Raw genomic sequence first — 24,766 nt, forward strand, 5'->3', positions numbered from 1 at the left:
AAACGCTCGGCTGGAAAACCCCAGCCGAGCGTTTACGTGATTTACTACAAACCACCTAACCAACAGGTGTTGCAACGACCCCTAGAAACCGCCAATTCCGACCGGGCCGCTTCTTTTGGGCACCGGGCTGTTTCTCGGCTCCCGTGGCTAAGCCCGCATCTGCAACATGCCGGCATACGCAACAGGGCCCCTCCCGCTGGGGAGGAGCCCTGTTGTGCTCGACGTGGTGGTGTTCCGGACGTGAGGCCAGACTTGCTGCCTAGTCGACCGGGACGGGTGCCTTCTCGTTGAGTCGTTCGGTCTCATCGTGCCAGTCCGAAGTCAGGGGCCGAAGCGTGGCTTCAACTGCGCGCCCATGGTGGCCGCAGAAGAGCAGCTCACCGCCGGAGGATTCGAGTACAACGCGGACGTATGCTTGGGCTCCGCAACGATCGCACCGGTCAGCTGCGTTGAGCGTGCGGTCTGCAACTGCTGTTGTCATGTCGGCCTCCTTAGTAGTTCTGTACATCCATATAACCAGTATTCGGAGCAGAACCATGGCAAGGATGGATCACTTTCGCTGTCCGCGTATCACATGTGCGTAACGTAACTACGTAGGATGTGGCCTCCCGGGAGTGGCAACCCGTGCCTGGAGGCGGCCCCGGCTAGCCTAGTATGGGCAGTGTTTGCCTTGAATTACCAGCAAATACACGGCTGGGAAGCACCCTTGAGATATACCCCCGAAGGAGCACACCGCGAGTGGCACCGAGTTCTGAATACAACGCCCGGCATCTTTCTGTCCTTGAGGGCCTGGAAGCCGTCCGCAAGCGCCCGGGCATGTACATCGGCTCCACCGACTCCCGTGGCCTCATGCACTGCCTGTGGGAGATCATCGACAACTCCGTGGATGAGGCACTGGCCGGGTTCGGCCACGACATCAAAGTGATCCTCCACGCGGACAACTCGGTGGAAATCCACGACGACGGCCGTGGCATCCCTGTGGACGGCGAGCCCAAAACGGGACTGTCCGGCGTCGAGGTCGTCTTCACCAAGCTGCATGCGGGCGGAAAGTTCGGCGGAGGTTCCTACACCGCCTCTGGTGGCCTGCATGGCGTGGGCGCGTCGGTGGTCAACGCCCTTTCCAGCCGTCTGGACGTTCAGGTGGATCGCGGCAGCAAAACGTACCAGATGTCGTTCCGCCGCGGCGAGCCGGGCCGATTCATTGATTCCGGCGCGAAGCCTGGACCCAACGCGCCGTTTGAGCCGTTCGTTGAGAATTCGGTGCTGGACGTCGTGGGCAAAGCCAAACGGGGCGTGACCGGAACCCGTGTGCGGTATTGGGCGGATCGCCAGATTTTCACCCCCGACGCGAAATTCTCCTACGATGACCTTGCTTCCCGCGCGCGCCAGACGTCTTTCCTGGTTCCCGGCCTGAAGATCACAGTCCGTGACGAACGCAAGCTGGCCGGTACGCCGGGGGAGAACGGGGCCCATGAAGAGGTCTTCCACCACGACGGTGGCATCTCCGAGTTCGTCGACTTCCTGGCGGCCGACTCCGGTGTGACGGACATCTGGCGTCTGCACGGCTCAGGCAAGTTCAAGGAAACCGTCCCGGTCCTTGACGAGAACGGGCACAGCAAGATCGCCGAGGTGGAGCGTGACTGCGAAGTGGACATTGCCCTCCGATGGGGCATTGGCTACGAGACGACTATGCGCAGCTTCGTCAACATTATTGCGACGCCCAAGGGTGGTACGCACCAGGCAGGTTTCGAAGCAGCTCTGCTGAAGACTTTCCGCAAGGCCGTGGAAACGAACGCGCGCAAGCTCAAAGCCGGCAACGACAAGATCGAAAAGGATGATGTCCTCGCGGGGCTGACGGCCGTCTTGACTGTCCGTCTGGCCGAGCCGCAGTTCGAGGGACAGACCAAGGAGATCCTGGGAACCTCCGCGGTTCGCGCAATCGTTGCCAAGGTGGTTGAAAACGAGATCACCGCCAGGCTGGGTTCCGCCAACCGCAACGACAAAGCCCAGTCAGCGCTCCTGCTGGAAAAAATCGTCAGCGAAATGAAGTCCCGTATTTCCGCGCGCGTGCACAAGGAGACCCAGCGCAGGAAGAACGCGCTGGAAACGTCGTCGATGCCCACAAAGCTCGCAGACTGCCGGACTGACGACGTCGCACGCTCGGAACTCTTCATCGTGGAAGGTGACTCAGCGCTCGGAACTGCCAAGCTGGCGCGTTCGTCTGATTTCCAGGCTTTGTTGCCCATCCGCGGCAAGATCCTCAACGTCCAAAAGGCCTCCGTGGGTGACATGCTTTCCAATGCGGAGTGCGCGGCCTTGATCCAGGTGGTAGGGGCAGGTTCAGGCCGTAGTTTTGATATTGATGCCGCACGGTACGGCAAGGTCATCCTGATGACGGATGCCGACGTTGACGGCGCGCACATCCGGACGCTGCTGCTCACGCTGTTCTTCCGTTACATGAGGCCAATGGTCGAGGCAGGGCGCGTGTTTGCAGCGGTACCGCCGTTGCACCGTGTGGAGGTCATCAATCCCGGCCAGAAGGCCAACGAGATGATTTACACGTACTCCGAAGCCGAACTCCACGTCCTGCTGGCCAACCTGGCCAAGGAGGGGAAGCGCTACAAGGAGCCAATCCAGCGGTACAAGGGCTTGGGCGAGATGGATGCCCAGCAGTTGGCTGAAACCACCATGGATCCGAGGCACCGCACGCTGCGCAAGGTGGGCATTGAGAGTGCGCAGCGCGCCGAAGAGGTTTTCGACCTCCTCATGGGCTCCGACGTTGCGCCCCGCAAGGAATTCATCATTGCCGGCGCGGCGACCCTGGACCGGGAGCGCATCGACGCCTAGGTAACTGACCGGCTCTAGCCGAAGAATCCCGGCACGATCAAGAGTGCGGTGGGCACGGCCAACAGCAGGGCTGAGGCCGCCAGCACCAAGGCACGCATGCCGACGGTGAGTGGCGGCTTTGGTGAGAGCAGGCGGCTCACGCGTGACGCCGTCGTCCGTGGTGAATCTGCGCCGCCGGTGGCGCTGACCGCAGTGCCTTCGACGACGGCGCCGCCCGTGTTGAGTGCCTGGGCACCCAGGGCGGGCGTGGTGGTTCCGCTGGCGACGATGGCGATGGCCTTGATCAGCGTGGCCTTGCTTTCGGTCCGCAGCGCGACGTCGTCGGCCAGCATTTCAATCAGGGAGTTCACGGCCGTCTGGGCAAGCCGGGTGGTGGGAAACCAGGGCAGGGCTTGGCGCCAGGCCGCGAAGGCCCACAGCAGGAGGTCGTGGCGCTGGGACAGGTGCGCGTTTTCGTGGATCAGCACGGCCCTGAGTTCGGCCGGTTCGAGCGCTGCCATCAGGCCGTCGGAAAGTACTGTTACCGAGCGTGCGCCACCTGGCAGGCAATACGCCACGGGGGAGTCGTGGTTGATAACCACCGTGCCCGGGCCGTCATCGGAGGGTGATGCGAGGAGGGCCAGCAATTCCCGGTGCCTCCGCCGCTGGCGTTCAATTTTGTAGTAGGTCAGCAGCAGGGTGAAAACCAGGTGCGCGGTGAGGAGGGCAGCCGCGGACAGGGCAAAGAGATGCCAGAAGCCCAGCGCGGTGGTGGGTTCGTTGTTGAACACCATTCCGGCCAGGCTCTTGAGTCCGGCTATGAGGTTGTCGCCGATTGGTTCCAAGCCGTAAACAAGCATGGCCCCGATCATGGACAAGCCACCGGCCAAGGCGATGGCCTGCCAGAGGACCATGGCCGTGAATGGCGAACGGGCCGGCCACTGAGCGCGCGAGAGCAGAACGGGGACCGGCCAAGCCAATATCAATGCCAGGACCGCAAGCAGGTATGAGGTCCAGAACATAGTGGCTAATTGTAGCCGAGCAGTTTGCGCAGGGTAGCGGCTTCACTTTCGGTGACGGAACCAATGAATCTGGCCAGGACGGCCTCGCGGTCCGGGGCCGAGCCCAGGACTTCGTGCATGAGTTCAGCGGTGTGGTCCGCGCGGCTCGAAACGGCCTGGTAGCGGTGCGGACGCGTTCCGCGTTCACGCTCCACAAGGCCTTTCTTTTCCAGGCGCGAGAGCACGGTCAGGACTGTTGTCACTGCCAAATCCTTGCCCTGGTGACCTGCAGTGCCGTCACCGGCTTCGGAATCCTGCGCCAGCAGATCACGCAGCGTGTTGGCAGTTGCAGCTTCCTGGCCTGCCCAGAGCAGGTCCATCACTGCCCGTTCCAGTTCCCCAAGACTTGCCATCAATACGTCCCTACCTTCCGCTTCCCGTATTCAGAAGAACTGTTGTCGGGAGCGACGATCCAACATTCCATCACTAATTTACCGCTTTTCAACTCTTCATTCTACGTCAGGTAGAACTATCGGCGCGCCGCGCTCCTTCCGGAGCCCTTGCGCGTGTGTAGCGCCACTTGAAGAATGGGCTTGATCGCCCGTCAGTTGTTCTACACTGTGTAGAGAAGAGTCTTCTACGTAGCGTAGAAGTTAGGTCAACGCACTTCGGTCCACCGGACAAAGGACAGCCATGGACGCCTTGGAAATCGCACGCTGGCAATTCGGGATCACTACCGTCTACCACTTCATGATGGTGCCCCTCACCATAGGCCTGGGCCTGGTGGTGGCCATCATTCAGACCATCTGGTACCGCACCGGCAAGCCCGAGTACCTGCGCATGACCAAGTTCTGGGGAAAGTTGTTCCTCATCAACTTCATCATGGGCGTGGCCACCGGCATCGTGCAGGAGTTCCAATTCGGAATGGCATGGAGTGAGTACAGCCGTTTTGTCGGTGACGTCTTCGGAGCGCCGCTGGCTTTGGAAGCCCTGCTGGCCTTCTTCGTGGAATCGACGTTCCTGGGGTTGTGGATTTTCGGCTGGAAGCAACTGAAGCGTGGCGTGCACCTGGCGTGCTTGTGGATTGCCGTGATCGGTTCAGTCTTCTCCGCCTACTTCATCATCGTGGCGAACTCCTGGATGCAGCACCCCGTGGGCGTGGAAATGGTCGACGGGCGTCCGGTCATGACCGACGCGTGGGCAGTGTTCACCAACAACACGGCAATGGTTGCCGTACCGCACACCCTCTTCGGTGCCCTCGGTGTGGCAGGCGCTTTCCTCCTTGGGATCGCCTGGTACCACTTGTGGCGCCGCCGGCACGACGGTATTGACATCGTGGGCGCGGACGGCAAGATGATTCCCGGCGAAGCCGCAGTCCCTGGCCGCGACAAGACCGATTACACCGTCTGGATGCGGTCCCTGCGGATTGGCGCCGTGGTAGCCATGGTCTCCTTTGCCGGCACAGCGTTCACTGGCGACCTGCAAGGCAAGCTCATGTTTGAGCAGCAGCCCATGAAGATGGCTGCCGCGGAGGCAGCCTGCCACGACGGCACCGGTTTCTCCGTCCTCAGCGTCGGCAACCTGGGCGCCACCAACTGCGACGACATCGTGGCGGTCATCGAAGTGCCCGGCATTCTTTCCTTCCTGGCCAAGGGCGACTTCACCACTGAGGTAAAGGGCGTCAACAGCCTCCTTGGCGAGTACAAAGAGAAGTACGGAACGCACCTGCCCGACAACCCGCTGTACGGCGACCGTGCTGGACAGGAAATCCAGTATGTTCCCGTCATGGAAGTGACCTACTGGGGCTTCCGCATGATGATCGGCTTCGGTGGCATTGCAGCATTCGCGGCGTTGTTGGCCCTCTGGGTCACCCGTAAGGGCGTCGTGCCGGAATCGAAATGGCTCATGCGGCTGGCCGTCTTTGGAATCCTTGCACCCTTCGGTGCCAATGCTGCTGGCTGGATCTTCACCGAAATGGGCCGCCAACCATTCGTGGTGGCGCCCAACCCGGACATGAACGGCATTGACCAGGTCTTCATGTTCACTGCCGCGGCGGTGTCCCCGGGCGTCAGCGCCGGTGAGCTCATGACGTCGCTGGTGGTCCTGACAGCCATCTATGCCTTGCTCCTGGTGGTGGAAGTAAAGCTGTTGGTCAAGTACATCCGTGGAGGCGTCGCCTCGGCGATGCCAGAACTGACCCACGGCAAGGACACGGACCACGGCGACAAGAACAACGATGACGACGCCGGCCCGGACAAGTCCGGCGACGACGTCCTGGCGTTCGCTTACTAGAAGCAGGGGAAAACTGACAATGGAACTGTTGCCGACTATCTGGTTCGTGGCCATCGCCGTCTTGTGGACCGGTTATCTCTTCCTCGAGGGGTTCGACCTCGGTGTGGGCATGCTCATGAAGCTCTTCGCCCGTAACAACACAGACCGGCGCGTGCTGCTGAACACCGTCGGCCCGGTGTGGGACGGCAATGAAGTGTGGCTGCTCACCGCCGCAGGAGCCACGTTCGCTGCCTTCCCCCTCTGGTACGCATCGCTTTTCTCGGCGCTCTACCTACCGCTCCTTTGCGTGCTTGCTGCGCTGATTTTCCGGGCAGTTGCGTTCGAGTACCGCGGCAAGGTGGACTCCGAGCGCTGGCGCAACCGCTGGGACTGGGCCATCGCCGTCGGGTCCTTTGTTGCCGCCTTCGGCATAGGAGCCGCTTTGGCGCTGACCACCACCGGCCTGCCCCTGAACTCCAACGGAGACCGCATCGGCGGACCCATGTCATGGTTCAGCGGCTACGCGCTTCTGGGCGGGTTCGGCGTGGTGGCATTCGCTATGGTTCATGCCTTGGCGTTCCTCGCGTTGAAAACCGACGGCGATGTGCGGCACCGTGCCCGCCGCTGGTTCGTTCGACTGGTGCCGGTTGCGGTCCTGCCCATGTTCGGCTGGATGGTGGCAGTACAGCTCCTTAGCGGGAAGGCCTGGACCTGGGCGCTGGTGGCGGCCGGAGTCGTCGCCGTCGCATTGGCCTGGCAGTTGGCCCGCGCAGGGTCCGAGGGCCGCGCCTTCGGAGCCCTCGGCGCCTTCATCGTGTGTGCCACGGCCTCCATTTTCGGTGCGGCCTTCCCCGTGGTCATTCCGTCCACGATCGATCCCGCCTTCAACCTGACAATCTCCAACGCCTCGTCCTCGGACTACACCCTGGGGCTGATGAGCATTGTCGCCGCAATAGGGCTGCCCTTGGTGATCGCCTACCAGTCCTGGACATACTGGGTGTTCCGGCGTCGGGTCAGCGCGGCCCAGATCCCCGAAGCCCATGGCTTCCTTCCTGCGATTGCCGCCAAGGTCCTGGTCTCCAAGGAACAGGGCGCAGCAAGCAAGCCCCAAGACCCGTCCCACCCAGGAGCCTAGGCGCACGATGAAACCAGTGTTTCCAGCCGGGCCGGCCACACGCTCAGCGCTCTATGCGATTGGCCTGCTCTCTGCACTCAAAGCACTCTCCCTGGTGCTCATGGCGCAAGCCGTGGCGGGAATGCTGGCGGGACTTGCATCCGGAACGGGTGACTGGAACACAGGGATTCTGTGGGGCGCTGCAGGGGCGGTCCTCAGGTCTTTGACAGTATGGGGGCAGGGGATCGCCTCGCGGCGCGCTGCCCTGGGAGTCAAAGAGGAACTCCGCGCAAGGCTGCTGCAGCGCTCGATGGCCGACGGCGCCTCAGCCCCGCCCGCGGGAATGAACGACGGCGGCCTGGCGGTCCTGGCGACACGAGGCCTGGATGCGTTGGACGACTACTACACCCAGTACCTCCCCGCTTTGGTGAACTGCGTTACCGTGCCGTTGTTGATCGGTGCCCGGATTCTGTTCGCCGACTGGGTGAGTGCAGTAGTGATAGTGCTGACGGTGCCCTTGGTGCCTTTGTTCATGGTCTTGATAGGACGGCATACCGAGGACAGCGTCCGGGACGCGCAGACGACCCTGCGCAAACTGTCCGGCCATATCCTTGAACTTGCCAAGGGGCTGCCGGTATTGGTGGGACTCGGCAGGGCCACTGAACAACGCGCGGCCCTGGAGGATATTTCCGAGCAGTACCGCACCCGGACCATGGGCACACTGCGAACCGCCTTCCTGTCGGCACTTGCGCTGGAACTGATCGCAACCATCTCAGTTGCCGTGGTTGCCGTCTTTATCGGCGTCCGGCTGGTGGCAGGGGACATGGCCCTCGAAGCCGGTCTCCTCGCCCTGATCCTCGCACCGGACTGCTACTTGCCACTCCGGGAACTCGGCACCGCCCACCACGCCAGCGACGACGGCAGGGCAGCACTCGAAACCACCAATACTGTGCTGGAAGCGCCGGCCCACCAACGCCACACCAATGAACAAAGCGGCGCTGTTCCGGGCGACGTCGTGGTCAAAGGGTTGACGGTGACGTACCGCGCAAGGTCCGCGGCCGCCGTCGGACCGCTCGACTTCACCGCCGCACCAGGGAGCATTACAGCGCTCGACGGCGACAGCGGCACCGGCAAGAGCACGGTCCTGGGCGTCCTCGCCGGCCTTGTGGGGCAAGGGCCGGGGGCCACTGTCAGTGGGAACATCAATGGCGCGGCGCCAGGGACTGTGGCGTGGGTGCCGCAGCATCCCGTGATGGCAGCCGACACAGTCCAGCAGGAGATCGAGCTCTATCTCCATGGCGCCCCGAACAGCAACACCGCCGACGCTGTAGCGCGCGTCCTGGAGAAAGCCTCAGCAGGCCACCTGGCGGCCAAGCATCCCGCTGAACTGAGCCCCGGGGAATTGCGGCGCGTAGCGTTGGCCAGGGGACTGGCCCGCCTGGAAGCCGGTGCAACACTACTGCTCTTGGACGAGCCCACGGCGCATCTGGACCACTACTCCGCCAGCGTGATCCGGGCTGCCATCGAATCCCTCCGAGGCTCCACCACCGTGATCCTCGTGGCCCACGACGCCGCTACCCGAGCGCTCGCCGACCACGTAGTCGCCGTCGGCCACCAGCACGCCCACACAGCCCTCGCAGCCCCTGAAGACAGTGCAGTGCGCCCGCTGCGCAGCGCTGCGGAAGACCGGGCTCCTGTGGTCCCGGCGAACGATTCCGGGAACGGCCCCGCGGCGGTTCCCGAAATCCTCGATTCCGGGAATAGCGCCGGCAGCCTGAAACGGTTGCTGCAAGTACTGACACCTGTCCGCTGGAAGTTCGCCGCCGCCGGGGTGGTCGCAGTCCTGGCTGCACTATTCGCCGTAGCCCTGTCCGGGTTGTCCGGTTGGCTCATCATCAGGGCCAGCGAACAGCCGCCGATCCTCTACTTGCTGGGCGCCATTGTTGGTGTCCGCTTCTTCGGCATCGGCAGGGCCGTGCTGCGGTATTGCGAACGGCTGCTCACCCACGACGCCGTGTTCTCCGCGATGACCCGTCTCCGCGGCGCTCTGTGGGCAACACTGAGCCGCCGGGCCCTCTCCCTACGGCGTCTGCTCCAGGGCGGAAATGTCCTGGGAACCATTGTCGATGACGTTGACACGCTGCGGGACCTGATGCCCCGGGTGGCACTTCCTCCGCTAACTGCAGTGGGCGTCGGGGCGGCGGCCATCGTCGCCACGTCGATGGTGCTGCCGGCTGCGCTTCCCGCAGTAGCAATCGCCTCAGTCATAGGGCTGGCCGTCGCTCCACTGCTGGCCGTGTTGGCTGACCGCAACGCAGCCAAAGCCGAACAGCAGATGCGCTCGGTGGTACTTCGCGGAGTCGCATCCGCCCTCGATGCCCGCGCGGAACTGAGCGCCAATGGCGTAGGTGGCCCCGTCCTGGACACACTGCGTGCCAAAGACCGAGCCGCCACATTGTCAGCCCAGCGCTCGGCATGGGCTGAGGGTCTGGGCCAAGCCGTGATCGTCCTCGGCTGCTCCCTGGCGGCACTATGGGCCGGAGTCCTCAGCGCACCCTCCGTGCTCAACGGAGGCGCGGCCCCGGAACTCGCAGCAGTCATCGTCCTGATGCTGCTCGCACTCGTGGAACCCTTTGGCGGTATCGTGTCCGCGGTGCGCCAGGCCCCGGCGCTCGCCGCCGTCCTGGGACGGGTGGCAGCCTCCGGTGCTTTGGACGCCCCTGCCCCGACGAATCACCAGGACGACCTCGACGGCGGCCCGCGGCCGCTCCCGGACCGTCCCGGCACAGCGGGACTGGAGTTGACCGGCGCCGCTGCAGCATGGCCCGGAGGCCCCAATGTTTTCGAAGGGTTGAATGCAGCAGCCAAACCCGGCCGTTGGCTCGCCGTGACCGGACCTTCGGGAGCAGGAAAGTCGACGCTTCTTTCCGTCCTCCTTGGGTTTCTCCCACTGACGGAAGGAACGGCCACACTGACCGGCACAGCAGCGTGGTGCCCCCAGGAGGCACACCTGTTCGACTCCACTATCCGGGGAAACCTCTTGCTGAGCCGGCCCGCGGGGGAGAAGCCCAGCGAGGACGACATGCACAAGGCGCTGGCCGACGTCGGCCTTGAAGCCTTGGTTGAATCTTTGCCCGGTGGACTTGATGCCCGGATCGGAGCCGCTGGCTCCTTCCTCAGCGGTGGCGAGCGGCAGCGGCTCGCCATGGCCCGGACCCTCCTGACAGGTGCTTCCGTGCTGCTGCTGGACGAACCAACCGCCCATTTGGACGCAGGATCGGCACGGGAAATGATGGCCATCCTTCGCGGGGGACTCAAGGACGTCACCGTTGTCCTCGTCACCCACAATCCGGAGGACATCGATCCTTCTGACGCGCGGCTTGAGCTACCGGCTGCCCACGCGGCCGGGAAACGAATCACGGGTGCGGCGGAGCTGGTGGGAAGGGCTACTCCTCAGTAGCCTGTTGGCATGCCTTTCGAAGCCGCAAGCCATGCCATGCCCGATGTCACCATGACCGGCCTTCAGTGGCGGGCGGCCACCCTGGAGGACCTCGATAACTGGGCCGGGCTGATCGCCCGCACTGCCGCGGTCGAACATCCCGTCTGGTACGAGAAGCGCGGTGACCTGATCCACATCCTGGAGTCCACCAAGAACCCTGCGGCGACAAGCACGCTCCTGGGATTGGATGCAGGCGGCGTTGCTCGCGCCTACGGACGCATCACCAAGAATCCCGAAGGGGACAAAGCCACCGGCATGGCCTGCGTCGACCCGGAGTGGCAGCTACGCGGAATAGGCTCCGCTGTCCTGGTGTGGCAGGAAGGACAGGTCCGGCAACGATTCGAAGCTGATGAGGCTGCCGGACACACTGCGGCACCGCCCCGCCTCCGGATCCAGACAGAAGAACAGCATGAACACCAGGCCACCCTCCTGATGGGGCACGGCTACGGCGCGGTTCGATGGTTCAACGAGATGCACCGGCCCCTGTCCACGGTGCTGCCTGACGCTCCACTCGGTGCAGGGCTCGAACTGAGAACGCTGGAGCCTTCACTGTTTGAGCCGGTGCGCCTGGCCCACAACGATGCGTTCAGGGACCACTGGGGAAGCGAGCCGAGGGACGAGGAGTCGTGGCGCTTTACCATTGAAGAGCCCACGGGGCGGCACGATCTCAGCGCGGTAGTCATCGACAACGCCACAGGGGAGATTGCCGGATACCAACTGACCAGCTTCGATCCCGACTCCGCTGCGGACCGCGGTTTCAAGGAGGGCTACACCGAGCTCCTGGGGGTTCGCCGGGCATACCGGGGCCGGGGGATCGCCCAAGCGCTGCTGGCCGACGCCATGCGTCGGTACCTCGACGCCGGCATGGACGTGGCATCCCTTGACGTGGATTCGGCGAACCCCACCGGGGCGCTGGAACTCTACCTCGGCATGGGCTACACGCCGGTGAACCGCAGCATGACGTGGGAGAAAATGCTGTAGGACAGCGGTCCTAGCCGTCTACGTCGTGCAGGTGGTGGACCACATCGTGCAGGAAGTACTGGGAGAACGTGAGGACGGTAAACGAGGATCCGTTGCTGCGCGTTCCGGTGCGCTGCCAGTCATCCTCCACCACCCGGGCAAACGACTCGGCAATCTCCTTGCCCTCCGCTTCCAGTTCGTCGGCAACCGTTCTTGGATCCGCCGAAGCGTACTCGCCATCGATGGCAGCTTGGTCCTGATCCCAATTGGCGAACGTGGCGTCGTCTTCGGTCAACATCAGATTCAGGCGCTGGTCGAAGAGGCTGAAGACGTCGCGGACGTGGCAGGCGTACTCCAGGTTGGACCACGTGTGTTCGTTGGGACGCGTGGCAACATCCTCGCGGCGCATGACGGCCCGCCATCGCGGGAGCATGTTCACAACGGTGCCCGGCACCGTTGAAGGAGTCACCGTGGCGGCGTCGAAACCGCATTCGGGGCAGGGCTCTGAGAGCACCCAGGTCCAGTCTTTTTCATCAGGGATGATCGGCATGCGGCCAGTCTAGGCCGATCCGCCCCGGACACCTTCGCAGGCCATGAAATGTGGTGTCGTTTTCCAATTACTTACCTGCCCGCCCAAGAGTAAAGTTCGTTCCGGGGGGAGAGCCGGAAAGAGAAAATCATGCTCAAGGATCAGCAGGTTGGTGCCGTCCTACCGGCACAGGACATAGCCCGGGCCCGCGCGTACTACAGCGAAAAGCTCGGACTGGAACCCGAAAATCCGGACGACGACGACAACCTCCAATACAGGTGCGGCGATGGAACCGGATTCTTCCTGTACCAAACACCCAATGCGGGGACTGCCAAGAATACGCAGATGGGTTGGATGGTCAGCGATGTCGCTGCCACGGTGGCGGAATTGCGGGACAAGGGAGTCACGTTCGAAGACTATGACTTCCCCGGGCTGAAGACAGAGAACGGCGTCGCTACGATGCCGGACGGGAGCGCCGCAGCGTGGTTCCTTGATACTGAAGGAAACATTCTGAGCCTCAACCAAAGCGGCTAGCCCATGGAGTGGCTCCTACGCCACGACAGCAACAACGGCCGGCGGTCCCTACCGCCGGCCGTTGCTGTGCCTACTCTGCGGGCTCAGCCCATGCCATGCTCGGGCCGATGGCTTCCACGGGTTGCGACAATGGCACGCCGGAGCCGTCCCTGCGCCCGTGCTCGTGCGGCAGGCCCCTTGCCACGCCAGCCGCGGATGAAGCCTTTGCCGGTCCGTGCCCTGCCCAGGCCAACAGAAGTGTGTCTTCACCCTTGAGGAAACGGTGGACACGGACGCCGCCGGTGGCCCGGCCCTTGGCGGGGTACTCCTCGAACGCAGTCACCTTCGCGGTTCCCGGTGCCGTGCCCGGCAGCGCGCCGTTGGTGCCGGCAATAGTCACCACGACGGCGGCAGGATCGTTCGCGCGGACGGTACCAAAGTGGATGACTTCGTCGCCGGCAGCCAGCTTGATCCCGGCCATTCCGCCTGCTGTCCGTCCCTGCGGGCGGACGTTGGACGCGCTGAACCGAAGCAATTGCGCCTCTTTGGTCACGAAGACGAGGTCGACGTCGTCCTCTTGTGCCGGCTCCACGGCGAGCACCGAGTCCTTGTCCTTGAGGGCGATGATCTCCCAGTCTTCGCGGTTCAGCGGGTACTCCGGTTGAACGCGCTTCACCACTCCCTGAACGGTGCCGATGGCCAGAATGGCATCCAAGGGGACGAAGGCGACCAGTGTCTCTCCCTTGACCAGGGTGATGAAGTCCTTGGCAGGCACTCCGCCGGCCAGGTTGGGGAGTCCGGAAACCGGAGGCAGGACCGGCATATCCATCACCTGCAGGCGGAGCATGCGCCCCTGGGACGTGACCGCACCGATTTCACCGCGCGCGGTGGTCTTCACCACCGAGCGGAAGACATCGTGCTTGGTGCGTGGCCCCGATTCGGCCAGCGGCTCCTGGTTTGACGTCCTGGCGATCTGGCCGGAAACGCTCAACAGCGCCCAGCAGGGGTCGTCCGGAATCTCCAGCGGCAGCGCGGCTGCCTTGCCCTTGGGACCGGGAGCGGCGGCCGCGAGGGCAGCGGCCACTGTGGGGGAGACGGCCTCGGATTCGAGCAGTACCGTGCGTCGGGGAGTGCCGTACTTTTCGGCAATCGCGGCGAGCTCCCCGGAGACCAGGTCACGGAGCAGTTCATCCGACGCCAGGATGGCCTCCAATGCCTCAATTTCGCGGCGGAGCTCGTCCTGTTCCTTCTCCAGCTCAAGGCGGGAGTACTTGGTCAGCTGCCTCAGCCGAAGTTCCAGGATGTAGTTGGCCTGGATTTCGGTGAGGTCGTAGATGGACATGAGCCGCTCACGCGCCGCCGAGGCTTCGTCGGACGAACGGATGATCTGGATGACCTCGTCGATGTCGACGATCGCGATCAACAGGCCTTCCACCAGGTGCAGGCGGTCCTTCTTCTTGCCCAGGCGGAACGACGTGCGTCGGCGCACCACGTTCAGCCGGTGCGCCACATAGACCTGCAGCAGCTGCAGCAGGCCAAGGGTCTGCGGCTGGCCATCCACCAGCGTGACGTTGTTGATGCCGAAGGAATCTTCCATGGGGGAGTATCGGTACAACTGCTGCAGGACGGCGTTGGGATTGAAGCCGTTCTTCAACTCGATGACAAGCCGCAGTCCATGGTTGCGGTCTGTCAGGTCCACGACGTCGCTGATGCCGGTCAGCTTCTTGGCGTTGACGGCGTCCTTGATCTTCTCGATGACCTTTTCCGGGCCCACCATGTAGGGGAGCTCCGTGACCACCAGGCCGGTACGGCGTGCGGAAAGCTGTTCGACCTCAACCTTGGCGCGGGTTTTGAAGGATCCCCGGCCCGTGGCGTAGGCGTCACGGATTCCGTCCAGGCCCACAATCCGGCCGCCCGTGGGAAGGTCCGGCCCGGGAATGAACCTCATGATCTCGTCCAACGTGGCGTCAGGGTTGGCGATCAGGTGGCGCGCCGCGGCGATGACTTCGACCAGGTTGTGCGGAGCCATGTTGGTGGCCATGCCGACCGCGATGCCCGTGGTGCCGTTGACCAGCAAGTTGGGGAAAGCGGCCGGAAGGACTTCGGGCTGCGTCAACTGGTTGTCGTAGTTGGGGACGAAGTCCACTACGTCTTCGTCGAGGTGGTCGGTCATGGTCAGTGCAGCGGCAGCGAGGCGGGCTTCGGTGTACCGCGGTGCTGCCGGGCCGTCGTCGAGCGAACCGAAGTTGCCGTGGCCGTCGATCAGGGGCAGGCGAAGCGAAAAGTCCTGGGCCATCCGGACCATGGCGTCGTAGATCGCGGCGTCACCGTGCGGGTGGAGCTTGCCCATGACTTCGCCCACCACGCGGGCGCTCTTGACATGGCCGCGGTCAGGGCGCAGGCCCATGTCGGCCATCATGTACAGGATGCGCCGTTGAACGGGCTTCAGGCCGTCGCGTGCGTCCGGGAGGGCACGCGAATAGATCACCGAGTAGGCATACTCCAGGAAGGAGCCTTCCATCTCGGAAGTGACATCAATATCGACGATGTTCTCGGTGAAATCGCCGAGGGGCTCGCCCTTGCGTGCGGGAGTTTGGCTGCGGGCCATGGGGTCGGTGAATCCTTGAAAGTTGTACTGCGGATGTTTTAGCTAGGCTAAGCCTATGGTGGATCAGCCCGGCGTCGGCATTTATCCGGAATATTGGGAGGCCGATGTCGTCCTGCGCGACGGCGGAACCGCCCACCTTCGTCCCATCCGGCCAGAGGATGCCGACGCTTTGCAGGCTTTCCACGCGGGCCAGTCGCAAGCCTCCATCTATATGAGGTTCTTCTCCTTCAAGCCAAAGCTCTCGGGCAAGGAAGTCCGGCGCTTCACGGAGGTTGACCACATCAACCGGGTGGCGTTTGTCATCACCATCGGCGGCGAGATCATGGGCATCGGCCGCTACGACCGGCTTGAGGACCCGGACGAGGCCGAGGTCGCCTTCAACATTTCGGACGCCCACCAAGGCCGGGGTATCGGCTCGATCCTCCTTGAACACCTGGCCGTGGCCGCCCGCGAAAACGGTATCCGGCGCTTCACTGCCGAGGTTCTGCCGGAAAACCGCAAGATGCTCATGGTTTTCGCCGACGCCGGTTACGATCTCACCCGGCAATTCGACGACGGCGTAGTGAGCGTCGAGTTCAACATCGACCCCACGGAGAAATCACGCGCCGTCATGGAGTCACGTGAGCACCGAGCCGAGGCGCGCAGCGTGCGGGACCTCTTGTGGCCGTCGTCCGTGGCGGTGATCGGCGCGAGCCGGAAGTGGGGAACCATCGGCTACCAACTGCTGGAGCACATCATTGAGGGCGGCTTCACGGGCCCGGTCTACGCCGTCAATCCCGAGGCCTTCGAACTCGCCGGCATGATCTCCTTCGCGCGGTTGTCCGAAATACCTGGCCCCGTGCAGTTGGCCATCATCGCTGTGCCCTACGAGGAAGTGCCCAAGGTGGTGGACGATTGCGCCGCTTTTGGGGTCAAAGGGATCGTGGTGGCCACCGCCGGCTTTGCCGACGACGGCGAACGCGGCCTGTTGCGCCAGCACGAGCTGGTGCGTCGGGCCAGGGCTAACGGAATGCGGGTCATCGGCCCGGAATCGCTGGGGATCCTGAACACGCACCCGGCAGTGTCGCTGAACGCGTCCTTGGCGCCCACCATGCCGCCGCGGGGGAGTTTGGGCCTGTTCAGCCAGTCGGCAGCCGTCGGCGTCGCTGTCTACGCTGCGGCGAGCCGCCGGAGGCTGGGCTTGTCCTCGTTCCTCTCCGCCGGCAACCGTGCAGACATCTCCGGCAATGACGCCATGCAGTATTGGGAGGACGATGCCGATACTTCTGCCGTAGGCCTCTACCTGGAGTCAATCGGCAACCCCCGCAAGTTCTCCCGCCTCGCCCGTCGGTTGTCGCGGAGCAAGCCCGTTATCGTTGCCAAATCCGACGTTACCGGCCTCAGCCTGCCGCCGGGGCACGAGGTCCGGACCACGCAGGCGCCTTCTGCGGCAGTGGACGCCATGATGCGCCAGGCCGGCGTGATCCGCGTTGAGACCATCGAACAGTTGATGGACATTGCCCAAATCGTGTCGTCGCAGGCACTGCCCACAGGACCGGGCCTGGCCGTCTATTCCAATTCCGTCGCCCTCGCCAAAGTCGTGGCAGACAGCGCCGCACCGCTCGGATTGGACGTGGCCCGACTGGTCACGGACGTGGACCTCGACGCCGGGATGTCACTTGCGCTTCCCGCTCTTAAGGCCAGCCTGCAGGAAAGCCTTGCAGCTGAATCCGTCCACGCCGTCGTGGCCGCCCTCCTCCCTGCCCGGGGGCTCACGGTTGAGGCCTTGGCCGGTGTCCTCGCGGAATGCGCTGCCGAGGCCGGCAAGCCTGTGGTTGCCGCCTTCACTGGAATCCTTGATCCCTCCGTCCATGTGGAGGGCATGGTGGGTTCCACTGGAAAACCCCTGCTGCCCTGCTACTCCAATGCCGGTGCCGCCGTGGCTGCGCTGGCCTCGATCGTCCGCTATGCCCAGTGGAGGGACCGGGACCAAGGACTCTTCGTTGAGCCCGACGGCTGCGACGTGGACGGCACCAGGGAGGCCTTGGCCGCGATGCTTTCCGGCGTCACCGGCGAAAAACTCAGAAAGCTCGACGCCGGTGCTGCCGCAGCGCTGCTGGCCGGCTACGGCATCGAGGTGGTGCCCGCACTCGGATTCGGGACACCCGGCGAGGCTGTGCAGGCGGCCGCAGAGGTCGGCTGGCCTGTTGTCCTGAAGACTACGGATCCTGCGTTGCGGCACCGTTTGGACCTGGGCGGCGTCCGGCTGGACATCCAGGACGCGGAGTCGCTGTTGCAGAACATCGCCCAAATGCGCCGAGCCCTCGAGCCGTACGGTTCTCCGTCCCTCGAGGTTCAAACAATGGCCCCGGTCGGACAAGCCTGCTCCTTGCGTGCCATGGAAGATCCGCTGTTGGGGCCGGTTGTCTCGTTCGGTTTGGCCGGGGACGCCGTAAACCTCTTGGATGACTGGGCGCACCGCGTGCCGCCACTGTCAGGAACGGACCTGCATGATGTCATCCGTTCGCCGCGTGCTTCCAGGAAGCTCTTCGGGTACCAGGGACTTCCGGCTGTGGATGTGGCTGCCCTCGAGGACATCGTGGCCCGGCTCGCCAAGCTCAAGGATGACCACCCGGGAATAGCCCTGGTGGAGTTCAATCCCGTTCTGGCCGGCCCCGCGGGAGCGGCAATCCTGGGCGCAGACGTGTGGATCGGCAATGCAGCGCAGCGTACGGACAGCGCCCGCCGCGCGATGCGGGGTTAGCCACAGGGAGCTGGCAGGCAGTTAGGAAGTCACCAGCCGATCTGTGAAAATGGGGGAATGAGCACCCAGTCTCCGACGCCTCAATCCCGCCCGTCCAACACCGGGCACCACACCGCACATAATCACAGCTCGCAGGGACAGAGCCTTGACCAGGCGCTGCAGCAGGCAGGGTTCTACCCGCGGTTGGTGGCCGACGTCGTAGATGACGCCCTGGACGGCCGCGAGTGCCTGTCGCACTTGGTGCACCTGGAAACACACTTTGACCGTGCCGAGGTTCGCAGGCACATCACAGTTCTGGTTCTTACCGAAGACATGCTGGTGATCACCCATGTTGACGACCAGCAATTGGATGAAGCCGGCGAGCAGATCGTCGCGCAGATCTCCACGGAGTCCGTCCCGGTGGCACAGATCCGCTCGGTGGTGCTCAGCTATATGTACTCCCAGCCGCAGGACTACAAGTCTTCCGATCCTGTCCGGGAGTTGACTGTCTCCATCGCGTGGTCCGGCGGACAGCGCCTGGACATGGGCCCGGCAAGTTGCGGTGACCCGCAGTGCGAGGCCGACCATGGCTACAGCGGAACCATCGCCCAGGAGGACATCGTCTTGCGTATCAGCGCCGAAGCTGACGGTCTTCAAGCGGTGCAGGACGCCAAGGTTTTCGCCCGTGCCCTGCGCGCGGTCAACACGGGCAACCCTGCGCCCGTCCAGCACGCCAGTATCCCTGCTCCCCGGCCTCGATCGGGCGTCTTCAGCAACCGCTTGAGCCGCGGACACCAGCGTTGAGTGATTCCGCACAGAATTACGTAAGCGCGACTTCGGCGGCAAGGCCAGGCACGGACCTTCCGTCGCCTCCGCTTTTTGGGAGCAAGTCCATAGCCGAAGTGTTTACGAGCGCTGCGGCGGCACTCGGACTTCCCGGTTTCGCGAATCAGCTCCAACTGCCCTCAACGAAGCGCGTTTGCGTTGTCCTTGCCGATGGCCTGGGCCGCAACCTCCTCAAGCAGAAGGCTTCCCACACGCCCTTCCTCCGGTCGGTGGTAGCCGCCGGGCAGGGCCAGGTTCCGCAGTGGATCGACGCCGCCTTTCCGAGTACCACGGCTGCTTCCCTCGCGAGCCTGGGCACAGGTCTCCCGGCAGGGCAGCACGGCATGGTGGGCTACGACGTCCTGGACCCTGCCCAGGACAAAGTGGTGAATCTCCTGGGGAACTGGGATGCCCACGTGGATCCGGCCGTGTGGCAGCCGCACCCCACCATCTTTGAGCGAGTAGCGGGGGAGTTGGACGTTGTGACGGTCAGCCTGCCGCAGTTCGGGGATTCCCCCATGACCCAAGCTGCCCTCAGGGGCAGCCGCTTTGTGGGCGGCACAACCCTTCATGCGCGCACGTCGGCCGCCGCGGAGGCAATGTCCGGAGGCCGGCGAACCCTCATGTACTTCTACGCCAACGAGTTGGACAAGGCGGGCCACCGCTACGGCTGTCAATCGGACCGCTGGGAACACCAGCTCGAAGAACTCGACTCCACCGTCAAGAGGCTCTCTGCCACGCTGCCGGTTGGCACCACCATCCTGCTGACCGGCGACCACGGGATGCTCGATATCCCCGAGTCCCAGCGCATCGACTATTCAGCTGATGAATCATTGGTGGCCGGCGTCCGGCATACCGCCGGCGAACCGCGCATGGTCCATCTTTACCTCGAGCCGGACACAACCGATTCCCAGCGGGATGCACTGATCAATGCTTGGCGGCAGCGTTTTGGCGAACGAATATGGATCTTTACCCGTGACCAGGCAACGGAAGCCGGGCTATTCGGCCCCGTCCGCCCCGAGGTCGCACCCAGGATCGGGGATGTCATGATCGCAGCCCGCGACACTTTGGCACTCTACGACACCCGGAGGGTGCGTCCGGCGGCGATGGAGGTGGTGGGCCAGCACGGTTCCCTCACCAAGGCTGAGCGCGAGGTACCGCTGCTGTGCTTCCCGGCCGCCGGCAAGAAGGGCAAACGTGGCTGAACTGGTCTTCTTCTCCGGAACCATGGACTGCGGGAAGTCGACGCTGGCCCTTCAAATGGACCATAACCACCGCGCCCGCGGGCGTGGCGGTGTGCGTTTCAGCTGCAACGACCGCGCCGGGGACTCCACAATCTCCAGCAGGCTGGGTTTGCAGACGGACGCAGTCGAGGTGGGCGAGGGCACTGATTTCTGGGAAGAGGTTGTGGCCCGGCGTACCGGCGGCCTTCGCGTGGACTACCTCATCTGCGATGAAGCGCAGTTCTACTCACCGTCCCAGGTTGAGCAACTGGCCCGGGTGGTGGACGAGATGGGCGTGGACGTGTTCGCGTTCGGGATCACGTCCGACTTCCGGACCAGGCTGTTCCCCGGTTCCCAGCGGCTCATTGAGCTCGCAGACAAAGTCCAGGTGCTGCAGGTCGAGGCCCTGTGCTGGTGCGGACGCCGGGCAACCCAGAATGCGCGCACAGTCAACGGCATCATGGTGGTTGAAGGCGACCAGGTGATGGTGGGCGACGTCGCCCACCAGGCCACAGACGACGCACCGGTGGTTGGTTACGAGACTCTTTGCCGGCGTCACTATATGCGCCGGGTTACTGCCCATGGAGCCAACCTGATGGCGGGCGGGGACCAGCCCCTTCCCTTCGACATGGACGCTTGCCTGTGGGCAGGGGCCGGGGGGCTCCGGCAAGGCGCCGAAGCCTGACCGAAAAGGTTTAGTCCCCGCGTGCTCCGAAAACGATCTCGTCCCAGCTGGGGATGCTGGACCGCTTGGGCCTGGACGGTTGGCGCTCCGCCGGAGCATCAGCGTCCTTGTGCTCAACGGTCTCCTTGGCGTCAGCCGGGAGGCGCTCAACCCTGATGCTCTCAGGCACGGACTCTTCGCGGGAGGAATCGCTGCCGGTCCGGGGCTCGGCGTTGGCGCCACCACCCAGCAGTTCATCGAGACCGGCGGGCTTTCGTCCGGCCAGCGGCGTCACTGGCCGGAGCGGACTGGCCACCACGGTTATTTCACGCGTCTCCGTGCTGACTCCGTTGTGGAGCTTCAGCGAATCATCAGAGTCGTCATCCGAATCGAAGTGCCGCGGGGCCAAACTCAGCCGCGAAAGCATCGAAGGGCGGCCGTCCTTGCGGACTGGTTCGGTAGCCACTGGTTCGCTGACGTCGGGTTCGGGGCTCGCGGCGTCATCGGCTGCCTGGTCTTCGTCGTCTGCGGGCCGCGGATGAGCTGCCGGAACGTTGCTGAGCAGGACGGCCAATGCGTCGTCGCCGTCCTCGTCAACACCGAGGCGCTGACCCCTGCGGGAACGGAGCATCTCCAAAAGACTGTCTGATTCCTTGGCGGAGGCACGCGCAGCCGACTCCGAATCGGTCTCAAAGTCGAAAGGACGGTCCGTTACGGCAGCGAGCCTGCGTGCCGGGACCGGCCCGTCAAGGGGTTCGAGTTCACTGAGTTGCTGGGCCCAGCGGTTGGCGTTCTGCAAGGACTTCCGCTGCGGACTGAAAGTCCACATGGCGGGAGGCTCCTCGCCGATGCTTCCGTGTGCTCCGGGCAGTGTTTCAAAGCGCGCGACGACCGTCCAAGTACCGTCAGATCGACGCCACGAGTCCCAATCAACCGTTGAGGAATCAATGCCGTGGGCAGAAAGCCGATGGGCCACCATCTCGCCGAGGGTAGCCGGGTTGTCGCCGAAAACGGAGCGGAAGACGTCGTGCCCCGGAGCGGGCGCGGCAACTTCGATGGCGCGTGCTTGCCGGGCGACATACTCGCGCTCTGCCAGGACCGGGCCCTCGTAGCGCTGGACGTTGCCAAGGGGAAGGCCAGACAATTCCGCCACTTCTGCGGCTGTGGATCCGCTTCGGATCCTGGCCTGGATGTCCCTGGGGGACATTGCAATGGGTGTGTTCGAGGCACGCGCGGCCACCTGGGCCGGGGTCCGGCTCGCCGCAGCCCGCAGGGCTTCGTCGATCGGAAGCTGGAACATCGCACCGCCGGGACCGCTCAGAAGCAGATGCCCGCCGTCGTCGTGGACGCCTACCAGTCGTAGATCCTGCATAACACCCTCCACCACATGGCATAACTGACATTCGAAACTCTGCCACCCGTCCGGGCCTTTTCCTACTAGGACAAAGGGCGTGCCGTGATATTCCGGCGAAACAGGCCGAATTCGGCGCTTATCCGGCACAAGAGCCGGACTATGGACTTTTGCTGGTGGTGGGAGGACAATCTGGCCGATATCGGGCACAAATCCGGGGCGTCCGGCGTTGCACCCATACACCGGCCGCGGGAATGTTCCGTGTCAGGCCGGGATCCCACCCGAAGCAGTTATGGAGGATGAAGAAGGACCATGGCCACGGATTACGATGCCCCTCGAAAGACCGAGGAAGACGTCAGCGAGGATTCCCTGGAGGAACTCAAGACGCGCCAGTCGGGGAAGCAATCCTCAGCGGTGGACGTTGATGAGACCGAGCTTGCCGAGGGCTTTGAGCTGCCGGGAGCGGATCTTTCCGGAGAAGAGCTCCTGATTCAGGTCATGCCTGCGCAGGCAGACGAGTTCACTTGTTTCAACTGTTTCCTGGTCAAGCACAGGTCCCAGATTGCCGTGGAACGGAACGGGCACCTGTACTGCACGGAGTGCGAAGGCCTGTAGTCGCCTCGCCCGGACTTCAGCGTTGCTCGGCGACCAAGGCTGAGACCAGTGCGTCCGGCCGGCGGGATGACGCCAGCCAGTACGGGGTGCGGTCGGCGGGGTCGGTAATTTCGATCTTCACCACGGGGTCGATCCATCCCCGGAAGCACATATAGGCAAGGCCGTTGAGGCGGGGGCCGCGTTCGGCTGTCGCCTCTGCCTTGGTGAACGCCTCGACATCGCCAACGAACTTGCGATCGATACTTGCCCGGCCTATGCGCAGGGTGTCTGCCGTCACCGTGATGGTGGGCGTGGACAGCACCAGCATGGTGGTCATGATGGCAAGAAGGACAAGCGCGGCGATGATGCCCGTGGCAGGACTGATCGGTCCAAACATCAAAATGCCGGCACCTGAAAGGCCTACCACCACAATCCAGATCCACACTGAGGGCCACAGCTTCTCCGTATAAAGGACCTCGGAGGCTGAGGGGGTGTTCCGGGCAGGCACAGGAGCGGAAGGGTCAGGCGTAGGCATGGGTCCAGCTTATCGGGCCGTGGAGTGCACCTTGCGCCCGGGGTGCACCATGGGCTTGGGCCGGCTTCTGCCGGGGACCGCCGGTCCACGTAGAATGGACCACTGTGAGCAACGAAACCGCAGTATTCAGTACAAACGCCGAGACCACCGCTGTTGATGGCGCCCCCACTTTGGACGTTCAGCTGAAAATGCTCGACGACGGACTGGAAGCCCCCTCCTACGCACACCCTGGCGACGCCGGCGCTGATCTTCGTGCCCGCGTGGACGTGCATCTCGCCCCTGGTGAAAGGAAGTTGGTTCCCACTGGTGTTTCCATCGCGCTGCCGTACGGGTTTGTGGCGCTCATCCACCCCCGTTCGGGCCTGGCCACCAAGCATGGACTGACCGTCGTCAATGCCCCCGGAACGGTGGACGCCGGATACCGCGGCGAAATTGCCGTTACCCTGCTGAACACTGACAAGGACCATGCCCTTGAGCTCAAGCGCGGCGATAGAATTGCACAAATGGTTATTCAGCGCGTCGAGCACGCGAGGTTCGTTACCGTTGACCAACTGTCCGACTCCGTTCGCGGTACGGGCGGCTTCGGTTCCACTGGCGGTTTCAACGTATCGAAGGCCTGAACAATCTACTGAACCCGGCGTGCCACCGAGACCGACACTTGCCGCATTGGCTCGGTTTAACGTGGTTTACCGTGGTTGCGGTTTACTTGGGGATAGACCACTACTAAGGAGAAAACCCAATGCTTTTTGGGCGCGGTAAGAAGTCCAAGGCCGAGCGGCCGGAGACTGCCGGCACCGTCGAGGAATCCGACGTTGCCGGTGCTGAAAATTCCGGCACAGGCAACACCGGCACCAAAGGTGACTTCCGGCTCGGCAAGGGCCCCTTGGACATCGACGAGATCGAGGACCGCGACGGCTATGTTGACCTCGGTGCTCTGCTGATCGCTCCCGCGGAAGGCCTGCAGTTGCGGCTTGAGGTGGAAGAAGCCACCCAGCGAGTGGTGGCCGTGACCATGGACCTCGCGGGCTCCAGCTTGCAGCTCCAGGCTTTCGCTGCACCCCGCTCTGAGGGCCTTTGGGATGAAATCCGTGAGCAGATCAGTGAGTCTGTAGCGAGCCAGGGCGGAGAAACCGAGGAGATCTCCGGTGGCTTCGGTCCGGAATTGGTGGCAAAACTGCCCGCCGAAGCTGCTGATGGCAACCGCGGCTTCCGCGCCGCCCGCTTCATGGGCGTCGACGGACCCCGGTGGTTCCTCCGTGGTGTGCTCGGAGGCGAAGCCGCCCTGGATCGCGACGCGGCGGCAGCACTTGAAGAACTCTTCCGCCGCGTGGTGGTTGTCCGCGGTGACAACCCCATGCCGCCCCGCGAACTCCTGCAATTGCGCCTTCCCAAGGACGCCGCAGTGCCCGGACAGTCCGGAGCTCCCCGCGGCGAACCTGCCATGGAACAGCCGGAACGAGGGCCGGAGATCACCCAGATTGGCTGATTCTCCGGACCGCTGCGAACGGGTCCCAGGGTCCTCGGGGCAGGG

Annotated in this window: 20 protein-coding genes; 13 read left to right on the plus strand and 7 right to left on the minus strand. The window is 63.8% G+C overall.

The window, feature by feature from the left end; all coding sequences use genetic code 11:
- Nucleotides 1–259 precede the first annotated feature (259 nt).
- Nucleotides 260–481 carry a hypothetical protein gene (locus tag ACFRJ9_RS23060; protein WP_377673023.1) on the minus strand — a complete coding sequence of 74 codons (222 nt, stop codon included), beginning with the start codon at nucleotides 479–481 and terminating at the stop codon, nucleotides 260–262.
- 257 nt (nucleotides 482–738) lie between these two features.
- Here ACFRJ9_RS23060 and ACFRJ9_RS23065 point away from each other — a divergent pair, with 257 nt between their 5' ends.
- On the plus strand, nucleotides 739–2,847 hold the full coding sequence (locus ACFRJ9_RS23065; protein WP_377673025.1) for a type IIA DNA topoisomerase subunit B: 2,109 nt from the start codon (nucleotides 739–741) through the stop codon (nucleotides 2,845–2,847).
- A 14-nt stretch (nucleotides 2,848–2,861) separates the two neighbouring features.
- On the opposite strand, the gene ACFRJ9_RS23070 is transcribed toward ACFRJ9_RS23065, so the two are convergent.
- The gene (locus ACFRJ9_RS23070) at nucleotides 2,862–3,848 is read right to left on the minus strand and encodes a M56 family metallopeptidase (protein WP_377673027.1); all 987 of its coding nucleotides are present in this window, start codon (nucleotides 3,846–3,848) and stop codon (nucleotides 2,862–2,864) included.
- Nucleotides 3,849–3,853: 5 nt separating this feature from the next.
- Nucleotides 3,854–4,240 carry a BlaI/MecI/CopY family transcriptional regulator gene (locus ACFRJ9_RS23075; RefSeq protein ID WP_011774471.1) on the minus strand — a complete coding sequence of 129 codons (387 nt, stop codon included), beginning with the start codon at nucleotides 4,238–4,240 and terminating at the stop codon, nucleotides 3,854–3,856.
- A gap of 280 nt (nucleotides 4,241–4,520) precedes the next feature.
- Between ACFRJ9_RS23075 and ACFRJ9_RS23080 the strand changes: the two genes are divergently transcribed.
- The 4 genes from ACFRJ9_RS23080 to ACFRJ9_RS23095 are packed head-to-tail and all read left to right on the plus strand — an operon-like array spanning nucleotide 4,521 to nucleotide 11,692.
- Nucleotides 4,521–6,119, plus strand: coding sequence for a cytochrome ubiquinol oxidase subunit I (locus ACFRJ9_RS23080; RefSeq protein WP_377673029.1), 1,599 nt, complete (start codon nucleotides 4,521–4,523; stop codon nucleotides 6,117–6,119).
- A gap of 19 nt (nucleotides 6,120–6,138) precedes the next feature.
- Complete coding sequence (gene cydB, locus ACFRJ9_RS23085; protein ID WP_377673031.1) at nucleotides 6,139–7,233, plus strand: cytochrome d ubiquinol oxidase subunit II; 1,095 nt, start codon at nucleotides 6,139–6,141, stop codon at nucleotides 7,231–7,233.
- Between the two features lie 7 nt (nucleotides 7,234–7,240).
- Entirely contained in the window at nucleotides 7,241–10,672 is a 3,432-nt protein-coding gene (gene cydD, locus ACFRJ9_RS23090) for a thiol reductant ABC exporter subunit CydD (RefSeq protein ID WP_377673033.1), read from the plus strand.
- A 9-nt stretch (nucleotides 10,673–10,681) separates the two neighbouring features.
- Entirely contained in the window at nucleotides 10,682–11,692 is a 1,011-nt protein-coding gene (locus ACFRJ9_RS23095; protein WP_377673035.1) for a GNAT family N-acetyltransferase, read from the plus strand.
- Between the two features lie 10 nt (nucleotides 11,693–11,702).
- On the opposite strand, the gene ACFRJ9_RS23100 is transcribed toward ACFRJ9_RS23095, so the two are convergent.
- Nucleotides 11,703–12,221: a DinB family protein gene (locus tag ACFRJ9_RS23100; protein WP_377673038.1), complete on the minus strand. Its 519-nt coding sequence runs from the start codon at nucleotides 12,219–12,221 to the stop codon at nucleotides 11,703–11,705.
- 129 nt (nucleotides 12,222–12,350) lie between these two features.
- Between ACFRJ9_RS23100 and ACFRJ9_RS23105 the strand changes: the two genes are divergently transcribed.
- Nucleotides 12,351–12,734 carry a VOC family protein gene (locus tag ACFRJ9_RS23105; RefSeq protein WP_377673041.1) on the plus strand — a complete coding sequence of 128 codons (384 nt, stop codon included), beginning with the start codon at nucleotides 12,351–12,353 and terminating at the stop codon, nucleotides 12,732–12,734.
- A gap of 70 nt (nucleotides 12,735–12,804) precedes the next feature.
- On the opposite strand, the gene ACFRJ9_RS23110 is transcribed toward ACFRJ9_RS23105, so the two are convergent.
- Nucleotides 12,805–15,321 (minus strand): DNA topoisomerase (ATP-hydrolyzing) subunit A, encoded by a 2,517-nt coding sequence (locus ACFRJ9_RS23110; protein ID WP_377673044.1) that lies wholly within the window; start codon nucleotides 15,319–15,321, stop codon nucleotides 12,805–12,807.
- 55 nt (nucleotides 15,322–15,376) lie between these two features.
- Between ACFRJ9_RS23110 and ACFRJ9_RS23115 the strand changes: the two genes are divergently transcribed.
- The 4 genes from ACFRJ9_RS23115 to ACFRJ9_RS23130 are packed head-to-tail and all read left to right on the plus strand — an operon-like array spanning nucleotide 15,377 to nucleotide 20,776.
- Nucleotides 15,377–18,064 (plus strand): GNAT family N-acetyltransferase, encoded by a 2,688-nt coding sequence (locus ACFRJ9_RS23115; protein WP_377673045.1) that lies wholly within the window; start codon nucleotides 15,377–15,379, stop codon nucleotides 18,062–18,064.
- A 57-nt stretch (nucleotides 18,065–18,121) separates the two neighbouring features.
- Nucleotides 18,122–18,847 carry a DUF5998 family protein gene (locus tag ACFRJ9_RS23120; protein ID WP_377673046.1) on the plus strand — a complete coding sequence of 242 codons (726 nt, stop codon included), beginning with the start codon at nucleotides 18,122–18,124 and terminating at the stop codon, nucleotides 18,845–18,847.
- Nucleotides 18,844–20,073 (plus strand): alkaline phosphatase family protein, encoded by a 1,230-nt coding sequence (locus ACFRJ9_RS23125; protein WP_377673049.1) that lies wholly within the window; start codon nucleotides 18,844–18,846, stop codon nucleotides 20,071–20,073. Before ACFRJ9_RS23120 ends, ACFRJ9_RS23125 begins: the two co-directional genes overlap by 4 nt.
- The gene (locus ACFRJ9_RS23130; RefSeq protein WP_377673052.1) at nucleotides 20,066–20,776 is read left to right on the plus strand and encodes a thymidine kinase; all 711 of its coding nucleotides are present in this window, start codon (nucleotides 20,066–20,068) and stop codon (nucleotides 20,774–20,776) included. The genes ACFRJ9_RS23125 and ACFRJ9_RS23130 overlap by 8 nt, the downstream gene beginning before the upstream one ends.
- 10 nt (nucleotides 20,777–20,786) lie before the next feature.
- Here ACFRJ9_RS23130 and sepH read toward each other — a convergent pair whose 3' ends face one another.
- Nucleotides 20,787–22,127 (minus strand): septation protein SepH, encoded by a 1,341-nt coding sequence (sepH, locus tag ACFRJ9_RS23135; protein ID WP_377673055.1) that lies wholly within the window; start codon nucleotides 22,125–22,127, stop codon nucleotides 20,787–20,789.
- A gap of 291 nt (nucleotides 22,128–22,418) precedes the next feature.
- Between sepH and ACFRJ9_RS23140 the strand changes: the two genes are divergently transcribed.
- Nucleotides 22,419–22,721, plus strand: coding sequence for a DUF4193 domain-containing protein (locus ACFRJ9_RS23140; RefSeq protein WP_377673057.1), 303 nt, complete (start codon nucleotides 22,419–22,421; stop codon nucleotides 22,719–22,721).
- A gap of 16 nt (nucleotides 22,722–22,737) precedes the next feature.
- On the opposite strand, the gene ACFRJ9_RS23145 is transcribed toward ACFRJ9_RS23140, so the two are convergent.
- Nucleotides 22,738–23,235, minus strand: coding sequence for a DUF3093 domain-containing protein (locus ACFRJ9_RS23145; RefSeq protein ID WP_377673060.1), 498 nt, complete (start codon nucleotides 23,233–23,235; stop codon nucleotides 22,738–22,740).
- A gap of 104 nt (nucleotides 23,236–23,339) precedes the next feature.
- Between ACFRJ9_RS23145 and dut the strand changes: the two genes are divergently transcribed.
- Together dut and ACFRJ9_RS23155 are read left to right on the plus strand one after the other, a co-directional pair.
- Nucleotides 23,340–23,855 (plus strand): dUTP diphosphatase, encoded by a 516-nt coding sequence (dut, locus tag ACFRJ9_RS23150; protein ID WP_377673062.1) that lies wholly within the window; start codon nucleotides 23,340–23,342, stop codon nucleotides 23,853–23,855.
- Between the two features lie 119 nt (nucleotides 23,856–23,974).
- Nucleotides 23,975–24,721 (plus strand): DUF3710 domain-containing protein, encoded by a 747-nt coding sequence (locus ACFRJ9_RS23155; RefSeq protein ID WP_377673066.1) that lies wholly within the window; start codon nucleotides 23,975–23,977, stop codon nucleotides 24,719–24,721.
- Nucleotides 24,722–24,766: the final 45 nt, after the last annotated feature.

Origin of the sequence: Paenarthrobacter sp. NPDC056912 (assembly GCF_042786555.1) — a bacterium.
In the GTDB taxonomy this organism is placed as follows: Bacteria; Actinomycetota; Actinomycetes; order Actinomycetales; family Micrococcaceae; genus Arthrobacter.